The organism is uncultured Maribacter sp., assembly GCF_947500405.1.
In the GTDB taxonomy this organism is placed as follows: domain Bacteria; phylum Bacteroidota; class Bacteroidia; order Flavobacteriales; family Flavobacteriaceae; genus Maribacter_B.
The window spans coordinates 16,490-37,948 of sequence record NZ_CANMRY010000007.1 but is presented as its reverse complement, the minus strand read 5'-3'; the positions used below and the strand labels follow the sequence as shown (position 1 = coordinate 37,948).

General features: G+C 31.1%; 21 protein-coding genes. 19 read left to right on the top strand and 2 right to left on the bottom strand.

The annotated features are described in order from the left end of the window. Window positions 1–8: 8 nt before the first annotated feature. Window positions 9–701 (bottom strand): MotA/TolQ/ExbB proton channel family protein, encoded by a 693-nt coding sequence (locus Q0945_RS10790; RefSeq protein ID WP_299434388.1) that lies wholly within the window; start codon window positions 699–701, stop codon window positions 9–11. A 59-nt stretch (window positions 702–760) separates the two neighbouring features. Beyond that, the gene (nhaD, locus tag Q0945_RS10785; RefSeq protein WP_299434386.1) at window positions 761–2,155 is read right to left on the bottom strand and encodes a sodium:proton antiporter NhaD; all 1,395 of its coding nucleotides are present in this window, start codon (window positions 2,153–2,155) and stop codon (window positions 761–763) included. Between the two features lie 612 nt (window positions 2,156–2,767). Between nhaD and tssD (Q0945_RS10780) the strand changes: the two genes are divergently transcribed. The 19 genes from tssD (Q0945_RS10780) to Q0945_RS10690 all read left to right on the top strand — a co-directional run bounded on the left by tssD (Q0945_RS10780) (window position 2,768) and on the right by Q0945_RS10690 (window position 21,406). Beyond that, a complete protein-coding gene (gene tssD, locus Q0945_RS10780) occupies window positions 2,768–3,157 on the top strand; it encodes a type VI secretion system tube protein TssD (protein WP_298479560.1) in 390 nt (129 codons plus the stop codon). Between the two features lie 277 nt (window positions 3,158–3,434). Next, window positions 3,435–5,915, top strand: a complete 2,481-nt coding sequence (locus Q0945_RS10775) for an ATP-dependent Clp protease ATP-binding subunit (protein WP_299434383.1) — start codon at window positions 3,435–3,437, stop codon at window positions 5,913–5,915. A gap of 41 nt (window positions 5,916–5,956) precedes the next feature. Continuing rightward, window positions 5,957–6,406: a type VI secretion system contractile sheath small subunit gene (locus Q0945_RS10770; RefSeq protein ID WP_299434381.1), complete on the top strand. Its 450-nt coding sequence runs from the start codon at window positions 5,957–5,959 to the stop codon at window positions 6,404–6,406. A gap of 3 nt (window positions 6,407–6,409) precedes the next feature. Next, window positions 6,410–7,759: a DUF5458 family protein gene (locus Q0945_RS10765; RefSeq protein ID WP_298479568.1), complete on the top strand. Its 1,350-nt coding sequence runs from the start codon at window positions 6,410–6,412 to the stop codon at window positions 7,757–7,759. A gap of 300 nt (window positions 7,760–8,059) precedes the next feature. Further along, window positions 8,060–9,802 carry a type VI secretion system contractile sheath protein TssC gene (locus Q0945_RS10760; RefSeq protein ID WP_299434379.1) on the top strand — a complete coding sequence of 581 codons (1,743 nt, stop codon included), beginning with the start codon at window positions 8,060–8,062 and terminating at the stop codon, window positions 9,800–9,802. Between the two features lie 32 nt (window positions 9,803–9,834). Further along, window positions 9,835–10,266 carry a GPW/gp25 family protein gene (locus tag Q0945_RS10755; protein ID WP_299434377.1) on the top strand — a complete coding sequence of 144 codons (432 nt, stop codon included), beginning with the start codon at window positions 9,835–9,837 and terminating at the stop codon, window positions 10,264–10,266. 2 nt (window positions 10,267–10,268) lie between these two features. Continuing rightward, the gene (locus tag Q0945_RS10750; RefSeq protein ID WP_299434375.1) at window positions 10,269–12,149 is read left to right on the top strand and encodes a type VI secretion system baseplate subunit TssF; all 1,881 of its coding nucleotides are present in this window, start codon (window positions 10,269–10,271) and stop codon (window positions 12,147–12,149) included. Further along, window positions 12,139–13,146 carry a PKD domain-containing protein gene (locus Q0945_RS10745; RefSeq protein ID WP_299434373.1) on the top strand — a complete coding sequence of 336 codons (1,008 nt, stop codon included), beginning with the start codon at window positions 12,139–12,141 and terminating at the stop codon, window positions 13,144–13,146. The genes Q0945_RS10750 and Q0945_RS10745 overlap by 11 nt, the downstream gene beginning before the upstream one ends. Before the next feature lie 19 nt (window positions 13,147–13,165). After that, a complete protein-coding gene (locus tag Q0945_RS10740) occupies window positions 13,166–14,320 on the top strand; it encodes a hypothetical protein (protein WP_299434371.1) in 1,155 nt (384 codons plus the stop codon). 56 nt (window positions 14,321–14,376) lie between these two features. After that, window positions 14,377–14,889: a type VI secretion system TssO gene (gene tssO, locus Q0945_RS10735; protein WP_299434369.1), complete on the top strand. Its 513-nt coding sequence runs from the start codon at window positions 14,377–14,379 to the stop codon at window positions 14,887–14,889. A 149-nt stretch (window positions 14,890–15,038) separates the two neighbouring features. Further along, window positions 15,039–15,671: a C40 family peptidase gene (locus Q0945_RS10730; RefSeq protein WP_299434367.1), complete on the top strand. Its 633-nt coding sequence runs from the start codon at window positions 15,039–15,041 to the stop codon at window positions 15,669–15,671. Beyond that, window positions 15,671–16,645 carry a hypothetical protein gene (locus tag Q0945_RS10725; RefSeq protein WP_299434365.1) on the top strand — a complete coding sequence of 325 codons (975 nt, stop codon included), beginning with the start codon at window positions 15,671–15,673 and terminating at the stop codon, window positions 16,643–16,645. The genes Q0945_RS10730 and Q0945_RS10725 overlap by 1 nt, the downstream gene beginning before the upstream one ends. Window positions 16,646–16,666: 21 nt before the next feature. After that, complete coding sequence (locus Q0945_RS10720) at window positions 16,667–17,533, top strand: TssN family type VI secretion system protein (protein WP_366136240.1); 867 nt, start codon at window positions 16,667–16,669, stop codon at window positions 17,531–17,533. Window positions 17,534–17,559: 26 nt separating this feature from the next. Beyond that, on the top strand, window positions 17,560–17,958 hold the full coding sequence (tssD, locus tag Q0945_RS10715; RefSeq protein WP_299434363.1) for a type VI secretion system tube protein TssD: 399 nt from the start codon (window positions 17,560–17,562) through the stop codon (window positions 17,956–17,958). 8 nt (window positions 17,959–17,966) lie between these two features. After that, window positions 17,967–18,893, top strand: a complete 927-nt coding sequence (locus Q0945_RS10710) for a hypothetical protein (protein WP_299434361.1) — start codon at window positions 17,967–17,969, stop codon at window positions 18,891–18,893. 3 nt (window positions 18,894–18,896) lie between these two features. Then, window positions 18,897–19,694, top strand: a complete 798-nt coding sequence (locus tag Q0945_RS10705) for a hypothetical protein (RefSeq protein ID WP_299434359.1) — start codon at window positions 18,897–18,899, stop codon at window positions 19,692–19,694. Window positions 19,695–19,793: 99 nt separating this feature from the next. Beyond that, complete coding sequence (locus tag Q0945_RS10700) at window positions 19,794–20,483, top strand: hypothetical protein (RefSeq protein ID WP_299434357.1); 690 nt, start codon at window positions 19,794–19,796, stop codon at window positions 20,481–20,483. Next, window positions 20,483–20,863 carry a hypothetical protein gene (locus tag Q0945_RS10695; protein WP_299434355.1) on the top strand — a complete coding sequence of 127 codons (381 nt, stop codon included), beginning with the start codon at window positions 20,483–20,485 and terminating at the stop codon, window positions 20,861–20,863. Before Q0945_RS10700 ends, Q0945_RS10695 begins: the two co-directional genes overlap by 1 nt. Window positions 20,864–21,019: 156 nt before the next feature. After that, entirely contained in the window at window positions 21,020–21,406 is a 387-nt protein-coding gene (locus Q0945_RS10690; RefSeq protein ID WP_299434353.1) for a hypothetical protein, read from the top strand. Window positions 21,407–21,459: the final 53 nt, after the last annotated feature.

Below are 21,459 nucleotides of genomic sequence, written 5' to 3'. Positions count from 1 at the left end.
TTTAAATTCTATAGAGGTTCATTTAATAAATCTAAGAACTCTACAGCGTTAGCCTCCATCTTATGCACTACTTTATCTGTTCTATTCACTAAATGGTTATAACCCATATAAGCAATAATACCTACAATAAGACCTGCTACAGTTGTTGTCATAGCGGTATAAATACCTGATGCTAAAGACCCCATCTCTGCTTGCCCTCCACTACTTGCCATTTCATGGAAAGCCAAAATCATACCAATAACGGTACCTAAGAAACCAATCATAGGTGCAGCGCCAGCGACTGTAGCCAAAACACTTACATTTTTTTCTAACTTATATACTTCTAATGTGCCTGCATTTTCAATTGCAGTATTAATATCATCTAAAGGTTTTCCTATTCTAGAAACTCCTTTCTCTGTTAATCTTGCTACCGGGGAATCTGTTTGTGCACATAACAATTTGGCAGCTTCTAGTTTGCCATTTGTTACATGATCACGAATTTGGTTCATGAAATTTTTATCTATTTTAGAAGCTGCATTTACTGCTAACAATCTTTCAAAATAAATATATAAAGCAACTGCAAGCATAATAAACAGTACAGATATAATTAATACACTACCTGTACCACCGTTAAAAATTAAATCTATTACAGATAATGTTTTCTCTTCGGAGAGTACATCTCCAGCGGCAGAATCTTGCGCTAAATCTTGAAATAATAACATATAATTTCTCTTATAGGAGTTGCCTTTATAACGGTAATTTATCTATTAAATTATGTGACTTATATAAATTGTCTTAATATAATAAATACTATTGCACCAGATAAAAATCCTACGAAAGCTAACCAAGCAATTTTCTTTAGGTACCAAAAGAAATCTATTTTCTCCATACCCATTGCTACAACACCTGCTGCAGAACCTATTATTAACATACTACCACCAGTACCAGCAGCATAGGCAATAAAGTGCCACAACTGATTATCCAAGCTTTCTGAGAACATTCCTAAACTAGCAGCAACTAATGGTACATTATCTATTACAGCAGAACCAACTCCTAATAGTAATACAACTAAGTCTGAAACACGTGTACCAGCTAACTCTGTTCCTAACATTGGTGTAGACTCTTGTAACCAGCTAGCAAAACCAAATAACTGTCCTAAAGACTCTAATGCAGCAACTGCCATTAATATTCCTAAAAAGAAAAGGATACTTGGCATTTCAATTTTAGATAAAGAAGAATGAACTGGGCTATGGTGAGCCGCCATATGTTCTCCATCAGTCTCATCTAAACTAGTTATATTAAATTTACTGTTACTATAAATTTCTGCAAAAGTTGCAACTACACCTAAAGAAAGCATCATTCCTACATATGGAGGCAAATGAGTTACGGTTTTAAATATTGGAACAAAAACTATAGCTCCTAAACCTAGATATAGCATTCTTGCGCTAAATTTTCCTGGCGCTTTACCTTCCTCTTCAGAAACATTTAAATCTCCTTTAAACGCTGGTAAAAAAGAAGCAATAAATGCTGGAACCAACATACAAACAAGAGAAGGCAAAAGAAGAAAACTCACTAATTTCCCTGTAGACACTTTATTTCCTATCCACAACATAGTTGTTGTTACATCTCCAATTGGAGACCAAGCACCACCAGCATTAGCAGCAATGATTATAAGACCTGCATACCATATTCTTACATCTCTTTCTTTAACTATTTTTTGTAAAATAGATATTAAAACAATAGTTGCTGTTAAATTATCTATAATAGCAGATAAAATGAATGCTAAGAAGCAAAATATCCATAAGATTTTACTCTTACTTTTTGTTTTTATAAAACTTTTTATTGTTGCAAAACCATCAAAATAATCTATAATTTCCACTATAGTCATAGCTCCAAGTAAGAAAACTAATATCTCCGATGTTTTACCGAGATGATGTAATAAAGTCTCCTCCATTAAATGCAGCTTACTTTCGTGTTCCATGCCTCCAAAATTATCAACAAGGGCATGTGCACTAGAATCAAACCAAGTACCAAAACCATCAATACCCAAAGCTATTAATGCCCAACATATAGCCATCATTACCAAAGCTGGTATTAGTTTGTCAATTTTTAAATTATGTTCTAATGTTATTGCTAGATATCCTAACACAAATACAAGAATAATTGCTGATTCCATTCTAGATAAATTTTAATTAAAATTGGTTGTTAAAAAAATATTTGTAAATAAATACTTTTTTTAAATTAATTGTTTTCAAAGTGTTCTTCTAAAATTTTAGTTTTAAAATTAGAATTTCGCTAAGATATTCAAAATTGACCTTTTCATTGCATAAGAAGTGATAGAAAATTTTAAAACTTTTTTTTATCTCAAATAAAAATCTTCCCAATAAAAAATAACAAGAAAAAAGGAGCACAAAAATTAGTACTAACATACTACTATTTTCTTTAGCTATTATAAGTATTATTTAAAATAGTAGGAAAAAATAGATTTTTAAAACATATAACTTACAAAAAAATGTCTTTTAAAAAGAAAAAAGGAGTACATAAGCTCTCTAAGCTCGTGCAAAAAATTACCAAATTGATTAAAATGGCAGCAAAAAAATAAGTTTATCGAGTAATCCAATGTGTATTTCATCGAAAAAAACAACATAAGGAGTGTATTTCATCTAATATAAAGGAATATTTACAAATACTTAACATTACCTCGTTTTTTGTAAGAATAATTCTTATACATTTACCACACATTAATAAATTGGGCAATATTGCCATTTAATCTAAAAACACATTTATTATGTCATTTAAAGCAAAATTAGAATTAGCAGGTAAAGAATTTAACGTTCTAAATTGTAGCTACGATCTTTTTCAAGAAGTAGATGCAACAGGAAGACCTTCTTCTGTAACAAGAGGTGGTAGAGTTAAATTAACTGTAGAATCTACTGCAGACACAAGTCTTGCAGAATGGATGTTCAACAACTTTGAGCGTCGTGATGGTGCAGTTAAGTTCTTAAAGCGTGACAATGAAGCCACAGCTAAAGAACTTAAATTTACTGAAGGCTATATGGTTAAGTATGCTGAAAGTTTTGATCACGTTGGAGACAATCCAATGACAGAGACTTTCATGATTTCTGCCCGTTCAATTACAATGGGATCAGGAGAGCATATGAATGACTGGCCAGAATAAATTGCTTAAAATTATGCATTACTTGTAATGCTAATTAAAAGGGAGTACTTAAATGTATCTCCCTTTTTCTACCTAATAAAACCAGTTAAAAAAACCTTATATATCACAAAAAAATGAAAGAAAAAATGAATGTAATTACCTAAAAATGAGAAAAATACTCTCATTTTAGCACCACTAAAACAATAAGAATAAACTTAAATATTACAAAGTAATTTAATTTATATTAATAATAAAAACTTACTAAATAAGTTATAATTACTCACTAAAACTAATCTAAATGAATTACGAACTCTCGCAAGAAGTCAAAAATTCTATCCATATTGCAGAAGCTAATGCTAAAGGGTATTTCAATGACACTTATGGAGCCGCACATTTATTAAGAGCTATTTTGCATAAAGAAATTGGTATTCGCTCTTTCATAGAACAAATAGATGGAGATGTTTACTACATAGAGGAATGGTCAGATGTTCGCATGGAATCTTTACCTAGAACATCAAAAGTACAAGATACTATTACGGGAGATGCTTCTATCGCCTCTGTTTTTAATGAAGCAGATATGATAAAATTAAAGTTAGGATTAGATGAAATAACTCCTATTTGCATACTAGCAGCTCTTTGTACTCCTGGTGTAGGTTTTTCTTATGAACAACTAAAAACACTACCTATTACAAGAGAGCAAATACTAAGTTCTATTGATAGTCCTCAAAATATTTCTCAAAAGAATATTAGCAACGACAAAGGAAGTTTTAATAAAATTGACACTTCTGTATTATCTAAGTACTGTATAGACAAAACCATACAGGCCAAGAATCAGGAAATACAAAAAATACACTGTCGTGATGCCGAATTAAAAATGATTGTCGAAATCTTAGGGCGTCATTCTAAACCTAATGTTCTAATAATTGGTGAACCAGGTGTAGGCAAAACGGCTCTACTTAATGGTTTTTCTCAAGTAATTATTAATGAACACGTACCAGATGCATTAGCAGATGCACAAATTTATGAGTTAGATTATATAGAATTAGTTTCTGGAGCCAGTTATAATGGCGAAGTAGAAGATCGCTTAAAAAAAATTATTGCTGCTATTAAGGAATTTAACAAACCTATTTTCATTATAGATGAGCTTCATAACTTAACAGACAAAGATGGTCCTAACAAAGGATTAATAAACATTCTAAAGTCCGAACTTGCCAAAGGAGAGATTACCATACTCGCAACCGTTACAAACGATGCATACCGAAAAAATATAGAAAATAATGAAACACTATCTAGAAGATTTGAGGAAGTTCGTTTAGAAGAGCCTTCTGAAAAAGAAGCCCTTAAAATGATTGAAAATACTATAAGTAAATATAGCAATCATCATAGTTTAGAAGTTACCCAAAATACAATCAAAGAAGCAATACGACTTTCTAAAAGGTTTAATAAAGATCGTAGTTTGCCAGACTCTGCCATAGATTTATTAGACCGCACCATGTCTGCTTGTAAATACATGGTAGAAACAACAGAAGCAGTAGCCAATAAAATAGAAGAAGAAATTACCGCTATTTGCAATAGTGAATTATCTGAAAATAAAAAATATAGTGCCCTAGAGTGGATTTATGATAATTTAACCAACAGGCTAAGTTATTTACTATTTACTGCTATAAATGAAGAAGATTTTAAAGATAAAGAGTCTGAGTATATAGATTTAAAAATACAACTAGAGACATTATTAAGTACACTAAAAGAACAGGGTATTAAACAAAAATACAGCATTACTAAAAATGATGTATCTTCCACTATAGCTAATAAAACAGGAATACCTGTAGGTCAGTTACAGGCTAATGAAAAAGAAAGATTGTTAGCTATTGAAGATGTCTTAAAAAGGCGTGTCATTGGACAAAATTATGCCGTTAAAACAATAAGTGAAGCTGTTTTAGAATCTAGATCCGGCTTAAGCAAACCTGGGTTACCAATTGGTTCTTTTTTCTTTACTGGACCTACAGGAACAGGAAAAACTGAACTCGCAAAAGCTTTGGCAGAATTTTTATTTCAAACCCAAGATTCTATAATTAGGTTTGATATGTCTGAATTCAAAGAAGAACATTCTGCAGCATTACTTTATGGAGCTCCACCAGGATATGTTGGGTATGAAGAAGGAGGAATATTAGTTAATAAAATACGTCAAAAACCATATTCAATTGTACTTTTCGATGAGATAGAAAAAGCACACCCTTCTGTTTTCGATATATTTCTTCAAATTTTAGATGAAGGAAAATTAAATGACCGATTAGGAAAAACTGGAGATTTTTCTAATGCTGTAATCTTATTCACCTCTAATATAGGTAGTGAGCATGTAGTTAAATCTTTTACAGAAGGATCCATACCTAAATCTTCTGAATTACTAGAATTAATGGGACTACATTTTAGACCTGAATTTCTAGGTAGATTAACCGAAATAGTACCTTTTGCACCAATAACGCAAGAAAATATTGTTCAAATATTTAACATTCAGCTTAAAGATTTATTCAAAGCGTTAGAAAAGCAAAATATAACACTAAAAATCACGGAAGAGGCGCAAATACATCTGGCAAATAAAGGATTTACGCCAAAATACGGCGCAAGACCATTACGTGGTATTATAAGAAATGAACTTAGAAGACCTTTATCTAGAATGCTAATTACTGGTAAACTAGAAAAAGGAAATACTATACTAGTTTCTATTGAAGATGAAAAACTGAAATGGAAAATAGAACATCCAGAACCCGTTTATAACTAAAATTTTTATTAACCAAAAGTACACTAAAAATTAAATATATTATGAGTGATAAAACATATGGCTTAGGTGGTACAGAAGTGAAGAGAGAAAGCATTGAATCTCTTCAAGAAATTCCACAAAACAGAACAATTTTTGTAGAAAAACTTACCCAAAACCAACCATTGCGACCAGAAATGGCAAAAGGTTTAAAAACAATTGATGATGTTTTTAATCATTACAAACCTAATATTGAACTTGCTTTTGAAGATAGTGAGGGTATGGAATCTAAAACCACTTTAAACTTTAATAATTTAGGTGACTTTGGAAAAAAAGGAATTGTAAATCAAAGTGAATTTCTTAAAGATTTAGACACAGAAAAAGATCAGTATTTAAAAGTTATAAAACAATTAAAGACAAATAAAATACTAAAAGCTGCTTTAAGTGATCCAGACGCTAAAGAGGCTTTATTAAATACCATTCAAGATTTAATCTCCGAACTAGAAACAAAATAAGACATGGCAAATACAAGTAACGCAGCAAAGCAAGAAGCAGTACAAGATGTACAAGTAGCTAAAAAAAGCAATGAAAGCCTTGTAAAATATGGCGGATTTGATTTAGTAGAGGCAACCATAGATGGAAGTCAAAACATGAACCCTGAGCGTAAAGCAAGAAAAAAAATATTCTTAACAGAGAGTTCTAAAAGTCAAGAGCGTAAAACGGTAAAAAAGACATTAGAAATATGGTCTTCTATACTTAATGGTTCTGATGATATCTCGGAGATGATAGAAAATGCAGAAAAGCAATCTAAAATCGCTAATGAAACCTTAGATAAAAACGTTGGTAAAGCTTTAGAAGAAACCAGAGACTTAGAACGTTCTTACCGCTCTATGGCATTATTCTATAAAAATGCTGAAGAAGAAAAAATAAGAAACATAACTATCGTAAATGCAGAACTAGATCAAATTAAAGATCTAGATAACACCAGCTTTACAGATGCTGTTACCGCAGAATTAAGAGATAGTTTTGACCGTTTAGATTTAAGAGACAATTATGGTTTACTTGTAATCCCTGGTTATTTAGGATCTAACGCAGTAGTAGAAAAATGGGCAAAAATAGCATACGACAATAAAGTAATGCTTGTTACAGATTTTGAGCATCTAGATGAGCCAGATGATGTTCTAGAAATGTTTGAAGCCGCTAAGTTAACTGGAAGCGAAAATCATAGATCCAATATCATGATGACTTGTAACTGGTTAAAAGGTCGCGATAGATTTAGTGATGTAGGCGAGCAAGACGATTTATATGTACCACCTGCAGGAGCACTTGCTGGTAAAATGTACCAAACATTAATGTCGCAAGTAACTGCAGGTAAAAAATATGGTGGTATGAGCGAGGTTAGTGGTGTTCGTTTTGACCTTAGAAAAAGTGAAATTACCAACTTAGAAAAAGTTGGATTAGTCCCTATGGTTGATGAATATGGAAAAGTAATGGCATTTTCTGCTAAAACTCTTTTTAACGGCGATAATCTTGGTCTACAAACCTATTCTGTAGTTCGTGTATTTGACTATGTTACAAAAGTATTAATGGATTTTCTTAACAGAAGAGCTTTTGAAAACTTTAATGCAAGAACAAGATCTGAACTTAATAGTCAAATTGTAAAATTCTTAGATAAAATATCTGGTCCAGGAAAACTTATTGAAGACTTTACTATTAAACGTTTTGAACAAGATCCAAACCAAAAAGATCGCATTCATTTAGACATTCATATGAAACCATATTTCCCTGCTAAAAACTTCTTAATTAAGTTAGACGGACAAAAAGGTGACGATGGTAATGATTGGGAAGCAGAATACGAGCAACAATAATTTTTTAAATTATTAAAGGATAAAACACCTACTAAATACATTTAAGATACAGTAGTTTTTTTATTCTGGTAACTAACAAAATAATATTTAAATGCACTCTAAGGAGTGTATTTAAATGTTGTTAGTATTGTACCTAAAAAAAAGTAAACGTATTTCACCACATACGTTTTAACAAACCAAACCTAGAAAAAAAATTGTTATAGCTAGTTCTTAGCATTATTCCTCTTCAACATAACAATAGTTTTTCAGTATTTTTTTAACTAAAAGAAAATGATTTTGTAATAAATCATTAATGTCATTATGGCCCAAATTTTCGGTTCACAACATATAAAGCGTAAGCAAGAAGATTCTAGAAATGGTATTAGTAATATTCCAACGAATAAAACTATATACATAAATCAATTTACCGCTAAAGCTCCTACGAAACCTAATTTAGTTAAAGGGCTTAAAAAGCTAAACCAAATATTTAAATATTACACCCCTACTAACGAAATAATTATTGAAGACTACCTAGGTGCTTTTATAAATGAAATCTTTGTATATAAAGAGCTTAAAGATTTTAATCCAGAAAACATATTAAAATCTAGCAACGTACTGCTACAACTTAAACAACAGCAATTAGAGTGTTTAGAACTTTTAAAGGCTGCTAAAAAAAATATCGGCTTTCAAGAGATAATTCAGAAAAAAACAAAACGTAATAATTTTATAGCAACACTAAATTCTTTTAAAGAGCATTTAGACACCAATAACGAAATTAAGTTCATTAAAAAATCTTTAAATAATAAAAATGCAGCTTTAAATGTATTACTATCTAATGATCACGAATGGTATAGAATTATTAAAGCGCAAGAAACTAATAGTAAAGATTCTATTTTTTTAAAAGCTTTAAAAACAAAACTACAGGCACAACATTATTTATGGTATTATTTGTTTTCGGATATTCAAAATATAACAGAGTTTGTACGTAAAGGAGAATCTTATTACAAAGAATTAGATCTAAGAATTAAAAAAAATTTGCATACTATTTTAGAAGCATCTAAACCCTTAGAATCTGCCTATTACGCATTAGATTCATTTTTAAAAAACACGAATACAACAGAAGTAAACAACCTTACACTACTAAATGCAGATATAGAAGAATGTAAAGCTTTAGATAACCCTATTTTTTTAAATACCGTTAAAGAAGAGTTTACAGATAATTATGACCGTTTAGATTTAATGGAACATTATAGTTTAATGGTTATTCCAGGATATTTAGGCAGCCATACCACATTAGAACAATGGGCAAAAATTGCAAGCGATAACAAAGTACTATTAATTACAGATTTTAGACATTTAGATACCCCAGACGATGTAGTTGAACTTTTTGAAAAAGCGAATCATGTAAGAGCAGACTTGCCTATGGCCAATACTATTATGACCTGTAATTGGTTAGTAGCACGTGGAGCAAATAGGGATTTAGGGGAAACAGAACCCCTATACATTGCACCCTCCTCTGCTCTAGCAGGAAAACTATATTCCAGTTTACTTTCTCAGGCCTGTGCTGGCACTCAATTTGGAACCATAGACGCCGCAAGAGGGGTACGCTTTTTAATGACCAAGAATGATCTATCTGTTATAGAACAAAAAGGACTTATTCCTATGTATTATGCTAACGGAAGTACTATTGCATATTCTGCGAAAACACTTTTTAACGGCAATAATTTAGGATTACAAACCTATAGTGTGGTTAGAGTTTTCGATTATTTGTCCAAGGTACTTGTAGATTACCTCAACCAAAGAACTTTTGAGAATTTTAATATTAATGTTCGCAAACAAGCCATGGAAGAAATAATTCAATTTTTAGATAAACATGTGGGCGCCAATAAACTTATAAGCAACTTTTCGGTTCTAAAATTTGAACGCGACCCTAAAAAGAAAGACCAGGTAATTCTTAATTTAAACATAACCCCATATTTCCCTGCAAAAAACTTTTTAATTCGCATGTATGGAAAAAACAATGCATTAAATAGTAATTGGAACACAAATTACGAAGTAGCATAAAATAAATAGATTGTCATAAATCGACCAAATAAATGAAACTAAACTACTACAGTTTACCATTAAATACGAACCGCATGATTAGCGGTAAAAAAACAGAAAAAATTCTGTTAGGAGAATCTGTAGCCCAACATTTACATTTAGTAATGACAACAAGCTACGGAGAATGCCAGTTTGATAAAAGCTATGGTTGTGCATTATGGAATATAGATTTTAATAACGTTACTAGCGACTCTAAACTAAAAGAGAACATTGCAGATGCCATTTTAAAATCTTTAAAAAAACAAGAAAAAAGATTATCTAATATAGAAGTAGTGGTAGATGTAGAACAAGAAGAAAGTGCTACGGATGACAAAAAAAGTCGCATCCGAAAATTAGTACATATAACCATTAAAGGGTTACTAACACAAATTGATGATGAATTCATCTATTACGAACATTTTTACATTGGACCATTGTCTTATTAATTATGGAACATTACAATAAAAAACATATTACCCAAGAGATGCTTAAGCAAGCTGCTAAGCTATGGAATATTCCACTAGCAGAATCGGAGTCTTCTATAGACCCCTTGGTTGTATTGCTTATAAAAGCATGTGCTGGCGAGTTAGAGAAATTACATGGAAAGCTACATAACATGAGTTCCTCTATTACGGAAAGTTTAGTAGAACTTATGGAACCAGACTATGGTAGAAGTGCTTTACCTGCACATGGTATTGTTCAGTTTTCTCCAAAAATAGAACAAGGAACTTTAGCACCTAATCAGCAATTAATTTGTAATTATAATGATTTTGAAACAAAAAAATCTGCGAAAGAATTTTTCTTTTCTAGCATAGATAGCTACCTTTTATTAAACGCTAAAGCAAACTATTTAATTTCTGGAAATTCTCTATTAAAATTAAACAAACCAGGAAGAAATGAAAAAATAGCTTCTACAAAAAAGCCAGTAACCCCACATAGCATCTACCTTGGCATAACTACAGAACAAGAGAGTTTAAACTTAACTAAACTACCTATTTACTTAAAGGCACATGGTAACGAATCTCATTTATTTTACCACTACCTAAAAACAGCAAGTTGGTGGTTGGGAGATACCCAATTAAAAACTACAAACGGTTTAAGTAGCCAAGCCAAAAGTGTACAAAAAACAATAGAAAAAGATTATAATGCAAACACTACAAAAATGCATAACATTTGCAATTCTGTAGAACGTGCGTACCAGAAAAACTATATTACTTTAGAAGGCCCTACGCTACTTGTATCTTCAGAAAAAGATGCATCTGGCAAAGAAAAAGAACCTTCTTACTTTAAAAATAAAGAAATAGAAACTTTAGTAAACAAATCCGATTTAGATACTAAAGAAAATATATTCTGGATTAAAGTTCAATTTAATAGTATTGTTCCAGAGTCTATTTTAGAAAACCTATTTGTTAGTATTAATGCGTATCCTGTAATAAATAGAAAAAGACATAAAGACACTTACCAAATGAAAGATTACTTAAATGTAATCCCCATTTTAACAAACAACCCTTTTTTAGATATTGCCTCTTTAGAGAATATTACAGGAAAAGAATATTATCCACAACAAATACATGAAAAATCTTCAAATGATACTGGCTTAAAAGGCAGCTATTTTATTTGGGATCATGGCATGGGCAAGCTAGAGAAACAAAAAGCCAAAGAACAGGTAACACACTTATTAGATCTATTACAAGACGAAAGTGCTGCTTTTACTTTTATGAATCGCGAATTCTTAAAAAACAACCTTACGCAGTTAACCAAAATACTCACTGCTATGGATCAAAAGCTCACTAATAGCGAGGTCTTAAATGGGCAAACACATTACATACAACTTAACCCTTATGATAGTAATGAACATTTAATAGTAACTTATTGGACTACAAGTGGAGATTTAGCAAATGGCATTCCTACAGGAGCAGAATTAACCCCCTACCAAGATGATTATTCGCTTTTAAAAGGTGGTCGCTTTTTAAATTTAGTTCACGGAGGAACAACAAAACCAAGTAAAAAAGAAAGATTAAATCGATACAGAAGTAAAACACTTTCCGGAGATCGATTAGTAACTAAAGAAGATTTAAAAGCTTTTTGTTATATGCATTATGGTAAAACCATTACCAATGTAACCATACAACCAGGAACCACTTTACAAGTAGATAGAAATAAAGGACGTATACCGTGTATGGAAATTAGTATTACTCCTTCATCACAAAATACAATTACAGAAGAAGCTTGGGAGCACCTTCATGAAGATTTGTTATACCATCTAAAACAAAAAGCATTAAACATTTTACCATATACCATTAAACAAAACAAACCGAATGAAAAATAAAACTGACCAAACGCCTTATTTAGATAATATGGTTCGTTATTTTTTCGCTGCAATTATTGTTATTTCATTAACAATCGTAGGCTTTAAAGTAGCAAGCAGTATGGACTGTGAATATGTAGAAATAGATATTTCTGCAATGGACTATAGAGTTGGCGAGCTTATAGAATTTACAGATCTAACCGAAAAAGGAGAAAAATGGGTATGGAGCTTTGGAGACAGCACAGATACTGTAGATAAGCGCAAAGCATACCATATTTATGATGAACCCGGCACCTATGAGATACGTTTAATGGTAAACGGGCAATGCGAACGGCTAGAAGAAATAACTATTAAGGAAAAAAAGTTCGTTTTAGACCCTAGTAAAGTACCTAATTTTGAACTACCTGAAAGTATTGCTGTAGGGGAAAAGCTAAGAGTAAAAGACACCGTTAACAAATCATACAGTTGGGAATGGCGATTTGGAGATACGTCCGAAGCTAATTCTACTGATAAAAAAGCAGAATACACCTATAAAGAACCAGGTATAAGAACTGTTTCCTTAATTACTAATGGAGACATTAGGCATATGGCTAGTAAAAAAATAACCGTATACTTAAAAGATAACCCTCCTCCAACACCAAGTCGCAGACGAAGAAGGACAAATAACCCTGCCGTAATATTAGACACCATTCCTATTATTCCAGACAATTGGATAGAAAACCAATTAAAAAAGGACATGGGACCATACATTAGTGAAGACGACTTTAAAATGCAGCTCGAAAAAGTGGTAAAAGAAGACGCCAGTCCTAAACTATTTGCAAAATACTTCTGCGGAGAAATTAACAAAAACTGTATCGTAGATGGGGAAAGTATGCCTTTCTTACAATTATGCACATACCTTAAAAAACGAAAAAGACGTAAAATAACAAAACTAGAACTCTTTAGAGAAGAAGGCTCTAATTGTATAAAATATGTACAATTAAGTTTAAAACGCAAATGGTTACAAGTAAAAAAATAATAGCTATAAATAGTAAACTATGAAAAATACAACAATACATCGCATTAATTGGGTAGATGGGATGAAAATGAATAAAGATCATTTTATAGGATTAGAAGATGCATTACTACAACAAATTACACGCAGTAACATACATGCTATAACCAATACTAATTATGGTTTATTAGCTATAGAAGGAGAAAAAGGATTTAACATACAATTATCTTTAGATGGGCGCAATGGTGCAACCGTAACACTTACCAATTGTAATGCTATAACTCGTGGTGGTTTTCCCATACAAATTAATGAAGAAATAACGAGCTTATTAGAACTTTCTAACACCACCATCTCTTGCCATAAAGAATGGGATAAAGAAGAAAATGGTTTATTTCAGGTGGTTTTAGGCGTAAGCCCATTAGAACGTATTGCCATAGGTTCTGCGGAACCAGAAGAACAACCCTTACGCAAACCGTTTGTTGTGCAAAAATACCAAATTTCTATAGTACCTATTAAACAGGAACAACCAGAAGAAATAGGTGCTTACCATTTAACTATAGGCCTAATAGAAGTTAAAAATGGCACTCCTAATTTAATAGCAGATTATATTCCGCCTTGCGCTACGGTAAATGCACATACCAATTTACTAGAACATTATGAAAACTTTGGAAACGCCCTTAATACTATAGAAGAATTAAGCTTAAAAATTATTCAAAAAATATATCGTAAAAAACAAAGTAATGATTTAGCACGTATGGTATTAGCCATTACTAAAGATATACAGCTGTATACATCCCATGCAATACCCACGTATAGAATGATTGATAAATATGTGGAACCAGCAAGTATGATAAGTCGTATTATGGGACTTGCCAGAACCATTCAAGGCAGTGTAAATATTTATGCAAGCACAGGTAAAGAAGCATTGCTGAATTATTTAACAGAATGGTGTCAGCTAAACCAAGGAGAGTTTGAAGATACTTTAACTAAGGCATCGCAATTACAATACAAACATTACCATATTACAGAATCCTTACATACCATATCTAAATGCACTACCCTTTTAGTGCAATTATTTAGAAAGTTAGAAGAGCTAGAGTATATAGGTAAAAAATCGAACTCTAAACTTTTTGTAAAAGAAGATATTATAGAAGAAGAAAAAACACAAACTACAGGAAAGTTTTTTGTGGAAGAGTAATTTCTATTTAAACACACCATCTACTAAAAAAATATACATAAAAAGACCCATTATCTATGAAAGCAAAAAACGAAAAAGAAAGGAATAAAAGCTTTTTAAAATTCTTGGCACTATTTGTCGTTACAACACTATTAATTATGGGAGCAGTGTTCTTAAATTATAGAGTACCTCATAAAGAAAATGAATTACTTAGAGAACGTGCCAAACTCATAGAACAAGAAACCGAATTTCAAAGAGGTTTTGCTGCGGAAATTAAAGGAACCAGAAACTTACTAGATTCTTTAGATTTAAAAGGGCAAAATATTTCTTATTTAAATGACCTTATAAGTCAAAAACTTGTTGGTATTCAAGGAAGTTTACCTGCCAAAGATTCTACTTTTAAATATACCATGTATAAAAACATTTTAGATATTTTGGTAGATTATCAAAAAAGTAAAAAGGAATTAAATGCTTTATCTGATGCTAAAAATCAGATTGAAGAATTCCAATCCGAATTAGAAAAAACGCAACAAGAACTTGAACAAGCAAAACGAGATTTAGACATCTTAAGAGTTTCTAGAAGAAGGTAATTTCTTGTTATTTTTTAGTCAAATAATCCAAAAGTAGGTCATAGAACGAATTTAACAAATACTTGATACTATAATTGTAAGATTAATCTAAAAAAGATGTATTTTAAAACGATTTTTCCTATAAAAGTAGAATACTAGTCAATTTATATATGAAGATAAATATTACATTTTTACAAGGTAGTAAATATATAAGTGTACTACTAATTGCTCTTTTTGCTTTTAGTTGTGGTAGTAAAAAAGCGGCTATTGTACCACAAAAAACAGAAATAGCAATACCAATAAAAGCGCCGTCTGTAATACAAATTAAATATGGCAAAATTTTGGGAGTAGTACCAGATTCTGTTACCAATACGCGCCTATATAATTTTATAGATTCCTGGGTAGGAAAACCATATAAAATGGGCGGTGAAACAGAAAAAGGAATAGACTGCTCTTCTTTTACACAATTGCTATATAGTAAGGTCTATAATCTATATATAGAGCGTACGGCACACAAACAATTTACCAGTAAAGAATTAAACCGTTTTAGAGGATTAGATTATTTAAATGAGGGCGATTTATTATTTTTTCAGCATCCAAACAATGTAGACGGGTATATAGATCATGTAGGCATATATTTAGATAACAACAAATTTGTACACAGCACCTCTAACAAAGGAAAAAACAAAAAAAACGGCGTTCAAATTAGCGATATAACCAATGCCTATTGGCAAAAACTTTTTATAGCTGCTGGTAAAAGAAAAGATAAAGCACAAGCCCCTAATACTGTAGTAGAGCAATAATGAATACCAAACTACCACATATAGTAAATGCACTTTCTACATTGCACACACAACTTAAAGCAGAAGTTGCTGTATCTGCATTTAAAGAGCAAGCCAATATACACCAAGATCAAATTGTGGTTCGCCACCGTGGAAGTTTTAAACGTGCCTATGAAGAAGATATATTAAGCTATAAACTGGCAAAAGAAAAAAACGATCAACACATAGAGATTTCCTTATCTAGAAACGGTATTTATGACCGTTTACCAGAAGGTCTTTTTCATAAAACAGCAAAAACAAATACTAAAAAAGAATTTGGCAGTTTTAGAAGGCAACAAAAACAAGAACAAGAAGACGCTCGCTTACTTTTTGCCCCAATAGAAAATGCTTTTTTTAGAGCCGAAGTAGCCACTGAAGAACAAAGAAAAAAACAAATTAGCCATACAACCAGCTTAGAAGATGGCTTTTTATATAATTTTTGGGGCATTCCCAAAAATTTTCCCAAAGCATATGCAGCACCTTTAATAAGGCTATTACCACATGCTAAAAATATAGCAGGTAATTTAGAGCAAACCTTTTACGCATTAGAATTGTTATTAAGAATAAAAATAAGTTATACCACTACTTTTATAGATATTCCCAAACAAAAGAAAAAAACAGAAAATGTACAATTAGGGGTAAACTTTTTGTTAGAAGCGCCAACAACTATAAAAGGTAACTACCAAAAAGCCATACAAAGCAAACAAGATGATTATGCTTACCAAGTGCTTCCGCAACCCGCTTTGGAGGTTGTTTTGCACCCTAAACATGAAGATGGTATTCCTAAATGTATAGAAGAGGAAGGCTTATTACAAATTGCCAATGTATTCTATGATTATTTTTTACCCATAGAATATAAAGTAACCACAAAAATAGATGTAGCACAAACACAAGGATTTATAGTAGATAAACAAAAAGGAGCTTATTTGGGTATGTCTACCCTACTAGGCGCATAATAAAATTAGAATAGTAACACAATGATGACAAATTTCTTAGGTCCCAACATTTTTAAAGTAAGCATGTTATTAATGCTTGTCAGCGGTTTTATTATGGCATTAGCCTCTAAAGTGCGCACCATATTTAAAAAAAATAAACTAAAAGCATTTGTATACCTCTTTTCGGTAGTACTCCTATTTGCTCTTACCGCCTTAATGGCACATAAAAAAGTATTAAATAACGACCCCTTAAATTCCTTTATAGGAATGGAAATAGTAGTTTTTCTTATGGGTATTGGGCATATTTATGTGCTGCGAACCCTATTTAAAGAATGGTTCCAAGACAAGAATGAGTTTTTTAAAGAAATACTTTTTACGGTAGTTATTCTTTGTGTAGCCCTCCTAGTATTTACCAATATTGTGGGCCGCTTTAAAGAAGAATTTACACTATACTATTTAGGCGTTTCTGTAGCATTTGTACTGCCCACACTTGCATTAAAAATGTATGAACTCTCTGCTTTAATACCAGTACCCATTTATAAAAAATGGACATTCCCAATTGGAGTAGAACTTAGAGAGCCTTCGCAAAATGAGCTAGCCAACCCATTGGTAATTACGTTTCAATTACGTAAAAAAGATGGCGACACTACCATAAGCAGGCTACGCACCAAAGCCCCGGAAGATATGGAATTTGGCAGACTGTTCTATTTCTTTGTAGAAGACTACAACCAACTACACCCAGAGCAAAAAATACAAGTACAAGATAAAAACAACAAACCAAACGGATACATTTTTTACTTTAAACCCAATTGGTGGAGCCCTATACAACATATAGATACTACCAAAACCGTAAAATGGAATGGCATACGCGAAGATTGCACCATTATAGTACAACAAGACAATAATTAAAACATAATCTTTAATAAAATATACCTATGTCTTTTAAAGCAAAATTAGAATTAGACGGAAAAATAATTACAGTACTTAACTTTTCATTAGAGGTAAAACAGCAAACAGATATAACAGGAAGACCTACCGCAGGAGTAATAGCAGGAGAAGTTAGTTTAACTTTAGAAATGAGCGAACATACAAAAGAATTTTCTCGTTGGGCGTTAAATGATACTGGAGTAAAAGAAGGTAGAATTGTTTTTTATAATAACAATCTAAGTGGTATTCTTAGAACCATAAAATTTTCAAATGCGTACTGCACTTTTTATAAAGAAAGTTATGATCATGATGACACGCAACCATATACTATAGATTTAATTATAAATGCAAAAGAAATTAAAGTGGGCGACGATGACCATAAGAATAACTGGCCAATGGCACAATAAAATATAGCATGAGGAGCGATGTAAAAATTAGAGAACTAAACCGCCTACTAAAAAGAAGGTTAAACTCTGCTATAAAGCGTAGTATAGATCATAGTATTGTTAATGATCAAAAAAATATTTCTTCTAGGATTTTAGTAGCTTGCTTAAAAAAGTCTCAAAAAAATGCTTTATTTCACTCTAAGAACATACAAAAAGAATTAGGGTGGTCTAATGCGATGATGCAGAACTATATTGGTAATTATTTTAAGAGAAATTTAAACGCTAGTTTCTCTAACCCCTATGATTGGGTTTTAGGAAAAGATGGAAAATATGTTTGGGATGAAAATGTAACATCGGCAACGGATAAAGATTTAAATGGAAGAGAATATATTGGTCCAAAAAAATATGATGCTTATAAGCATGCATGGAAAAACAGAAATCCGTGGGAAAAATTATGGAATCTTGGTCCAAAAAATGTCAATTGGAATAGTTATTACACTCCATTACTAAAATCCTATTCTTTAAAACTAATTGAAAGACAAAAAAATAGAAAAATAATTCCTTTAAGCCCAAGTGATTTAGAATTTAATAAAAGAAATAGGTATTCGCAAGATAAGTTATCCCCTACTGTAGAATCTTTTACAAGTATAGAATTAAGAAATACTCCAAGACTAAGAAATAGCTTAGACGCTGGTTCCGTCCAATTCCAATTCAATATCTCTGTGGATGGAAAACTAATTCCAGCTATTGGTTCTTATGCTAGAATGCATAGTCATCAAGAATATATAAATAAATTTAGTTATGGATCTTCAGAATATCGTACAGTAATGGACAGATTCGACAACTTTTCAATTTTATTTGGAAACAATAAATATAGAAAAGACATCTTCGTAATTACATTTAAAGATAAAGATGATTATTATGCTGTTCAAAATTATATAGGGTTCAATTACTAAGAAATGAAAAAAACAATAATAGTATTACTTTCTATAATAATCTTATGTTCTTATTTTATATATAGGAATATCTTTTTTTTACAACAATTAAGAGCAGATTCTAATAAACTAAAATTAGCTTATACCCGTTACCATAAAAACTATTTCGAAAGTTTTATTAAAAATAAAAAAGATTTAGATTTTATGCTAGAGTGGTCTAAAGAAAATGATGCCGATTACAATTATCATTTTTTAGATTTAGGCTATAATGTTAAATATGATTCACTAACCAACAGTTCTAACATATACTGTTTTGGCACAGACAAAAAAGATAATAAAATGGAATACACCCCTTATAATTCACCTTCCTATAACAAAACATTTTTAAATGCAGTACCTATAACAAATGGCAATTACATTTTAGACTTTTTTAGTAATAATGATATAATATTATTAAATATTAAAAACACCAATATCATTTGCCCATCAGAAGTTAGTCAAAGAAAACTACAAGAACTTTTCAATGGAATACAATTATTTAATGGAACAGAAAATTTAATTGGCACTACTTTCAGTGAAAATTTTAAAAACTCCCTATTTAAATTTTGCACAAAAGAACTAAAGACCAATTTGAATGAAAATAAAAATAAAATATTGGTCTCTATAAATAGAAAAAAAGAATTTAAAATTTTATGCCCACAAAATATAAAACCAAAAGAAAAATCAGTGATTGAAGAAAAACTATTGAATTATTTTAAATCAAATAATATTAACTATTTTGACTATGCTTCTTTTCCTTTATATCTAAATAATATAGAATAAAATATCATGTATTATATTCCCGATAAAGAATTAGGGTAATCTAATGCTATTACTTGCCCTATTGGTTATGAATATTTAGAAAATAGTAATAAAACCACTATGTTTTTCAATGATGGAACACATTGCCCCATAGAAGAATTAGATAGTGTAATTATGACGCAAAACGGCCCATATACCTATAGAGATTGGCAAGATGACATGCATACCTATAGAGAGCAAAAGTGGGATATTAAGGTTGCACAACACAAAGCGGAGTATTATGCAGGCTTACACTCTATGAGTTACAAAGTAATTATAGGTACTTTAGCAGTACCTGGTGTAATAATTGGTAGTGCTGAATTTGCAGCCGCTGGTGGCGTAAATTGGTTGGTACAGAAATCTGGTTCTCTTATATCTACAAAGTTCTGGGGAGGAAAAGCTATTATTAGTGGTGGTACGCAGGCAATTATAAATAACGGAAATGTTGATGTCGCCGATGTAGGTTTAGATGCTATTTTAACACCTGGGGTTGCACCATTTGCGCGAACAGTATTTGACGTAAGGCCAAAAACAAAACAATATGCTATTTTAGGTGTAAATAGTGAGAAGTCGTTAATGTCCGCCACTATTGAAACAGGAGCTGGTTATATTGGATATGCATTAGGAGCTCGAATTACACCTTCAATAGGTTATATAGAATCGAATACTATGCAAAACATGGCTAGACTTATGATTACTAAAAACTACTCACTTGTTGGTCGGGGAGTAAATAAAGGTTTACAAGAACATTATAGTAATAATAAGAAATAATGGAAAACAATGGAAAATCAATAATTGTAGTTCTAGCAGCTTTTTTTTCAATCGTTTATGCTATTTATTATATAAGAAATGAAGAAATAGAATTATTAGAAAAGCCTTCTAATTATACAATTGGCAAAATAGATGATTCATATGCTGTAATAGGTTATTTTGATTATAATTATGTATACGTTTACAAAAATAAATCATATACTAAAACAGGTTCTTCTAGTAAAAAACAAGAAATAAACAAGAGATTTCTTGTGAAATTTTCAAAAGAAAATCCAGAAAATTCTGAGTTAATTTTAACCCTTCCTATTTGTGATACTACACTAGTTGCACCCCAATTAGGGTGGAAAGAAATTCCAAAGCATTTAATTTGTAAAGATTAGTTTACAGAATTAAATAAAACAAGTGTTTTGTTAAACTACAACTGCTAAGTCTAGAAACATTTATAGTTTTGGTTTAGATGGCTCAAAATATTGTTAAATTCATGATTCAAAAAAATTACGCTATAACTGCTAAAGGAATAAATAGAACTTTACAAGATGAATATAAATAATAAAGAAAAATCAATTCCAGTGGTTATAATTGGCTTTTTAGTATTAGTCGGAACTTATTTATACATGCATAATAGAAAAATGGAGTTATTGGAAAAACCCATTCTTTACTCAATAAGTAGTATAGAAGAATCGTATGCTATTATTGGATATTTTGCTTATGATTATTGTTTTAAATATAATAATGAAGAATTTAAGGTAACAGGCACATCAAATAAAAAACAAAAAGTAGGGGATAGATTCATCGTTAAATATTCAAAAGAAAATCCAGAAAATTCAGAGTTACTTTTAGCTCTTCCCATTTGTGATACTATACTAGTTGCACCCCAATTAGGGCGGAAAGAATTTCCCAAGCATTTAATTTGTAAAGATTAGTATTCCTTACAATTACAACAATAAATAAAATTTATGTAAATACTTACAAAATA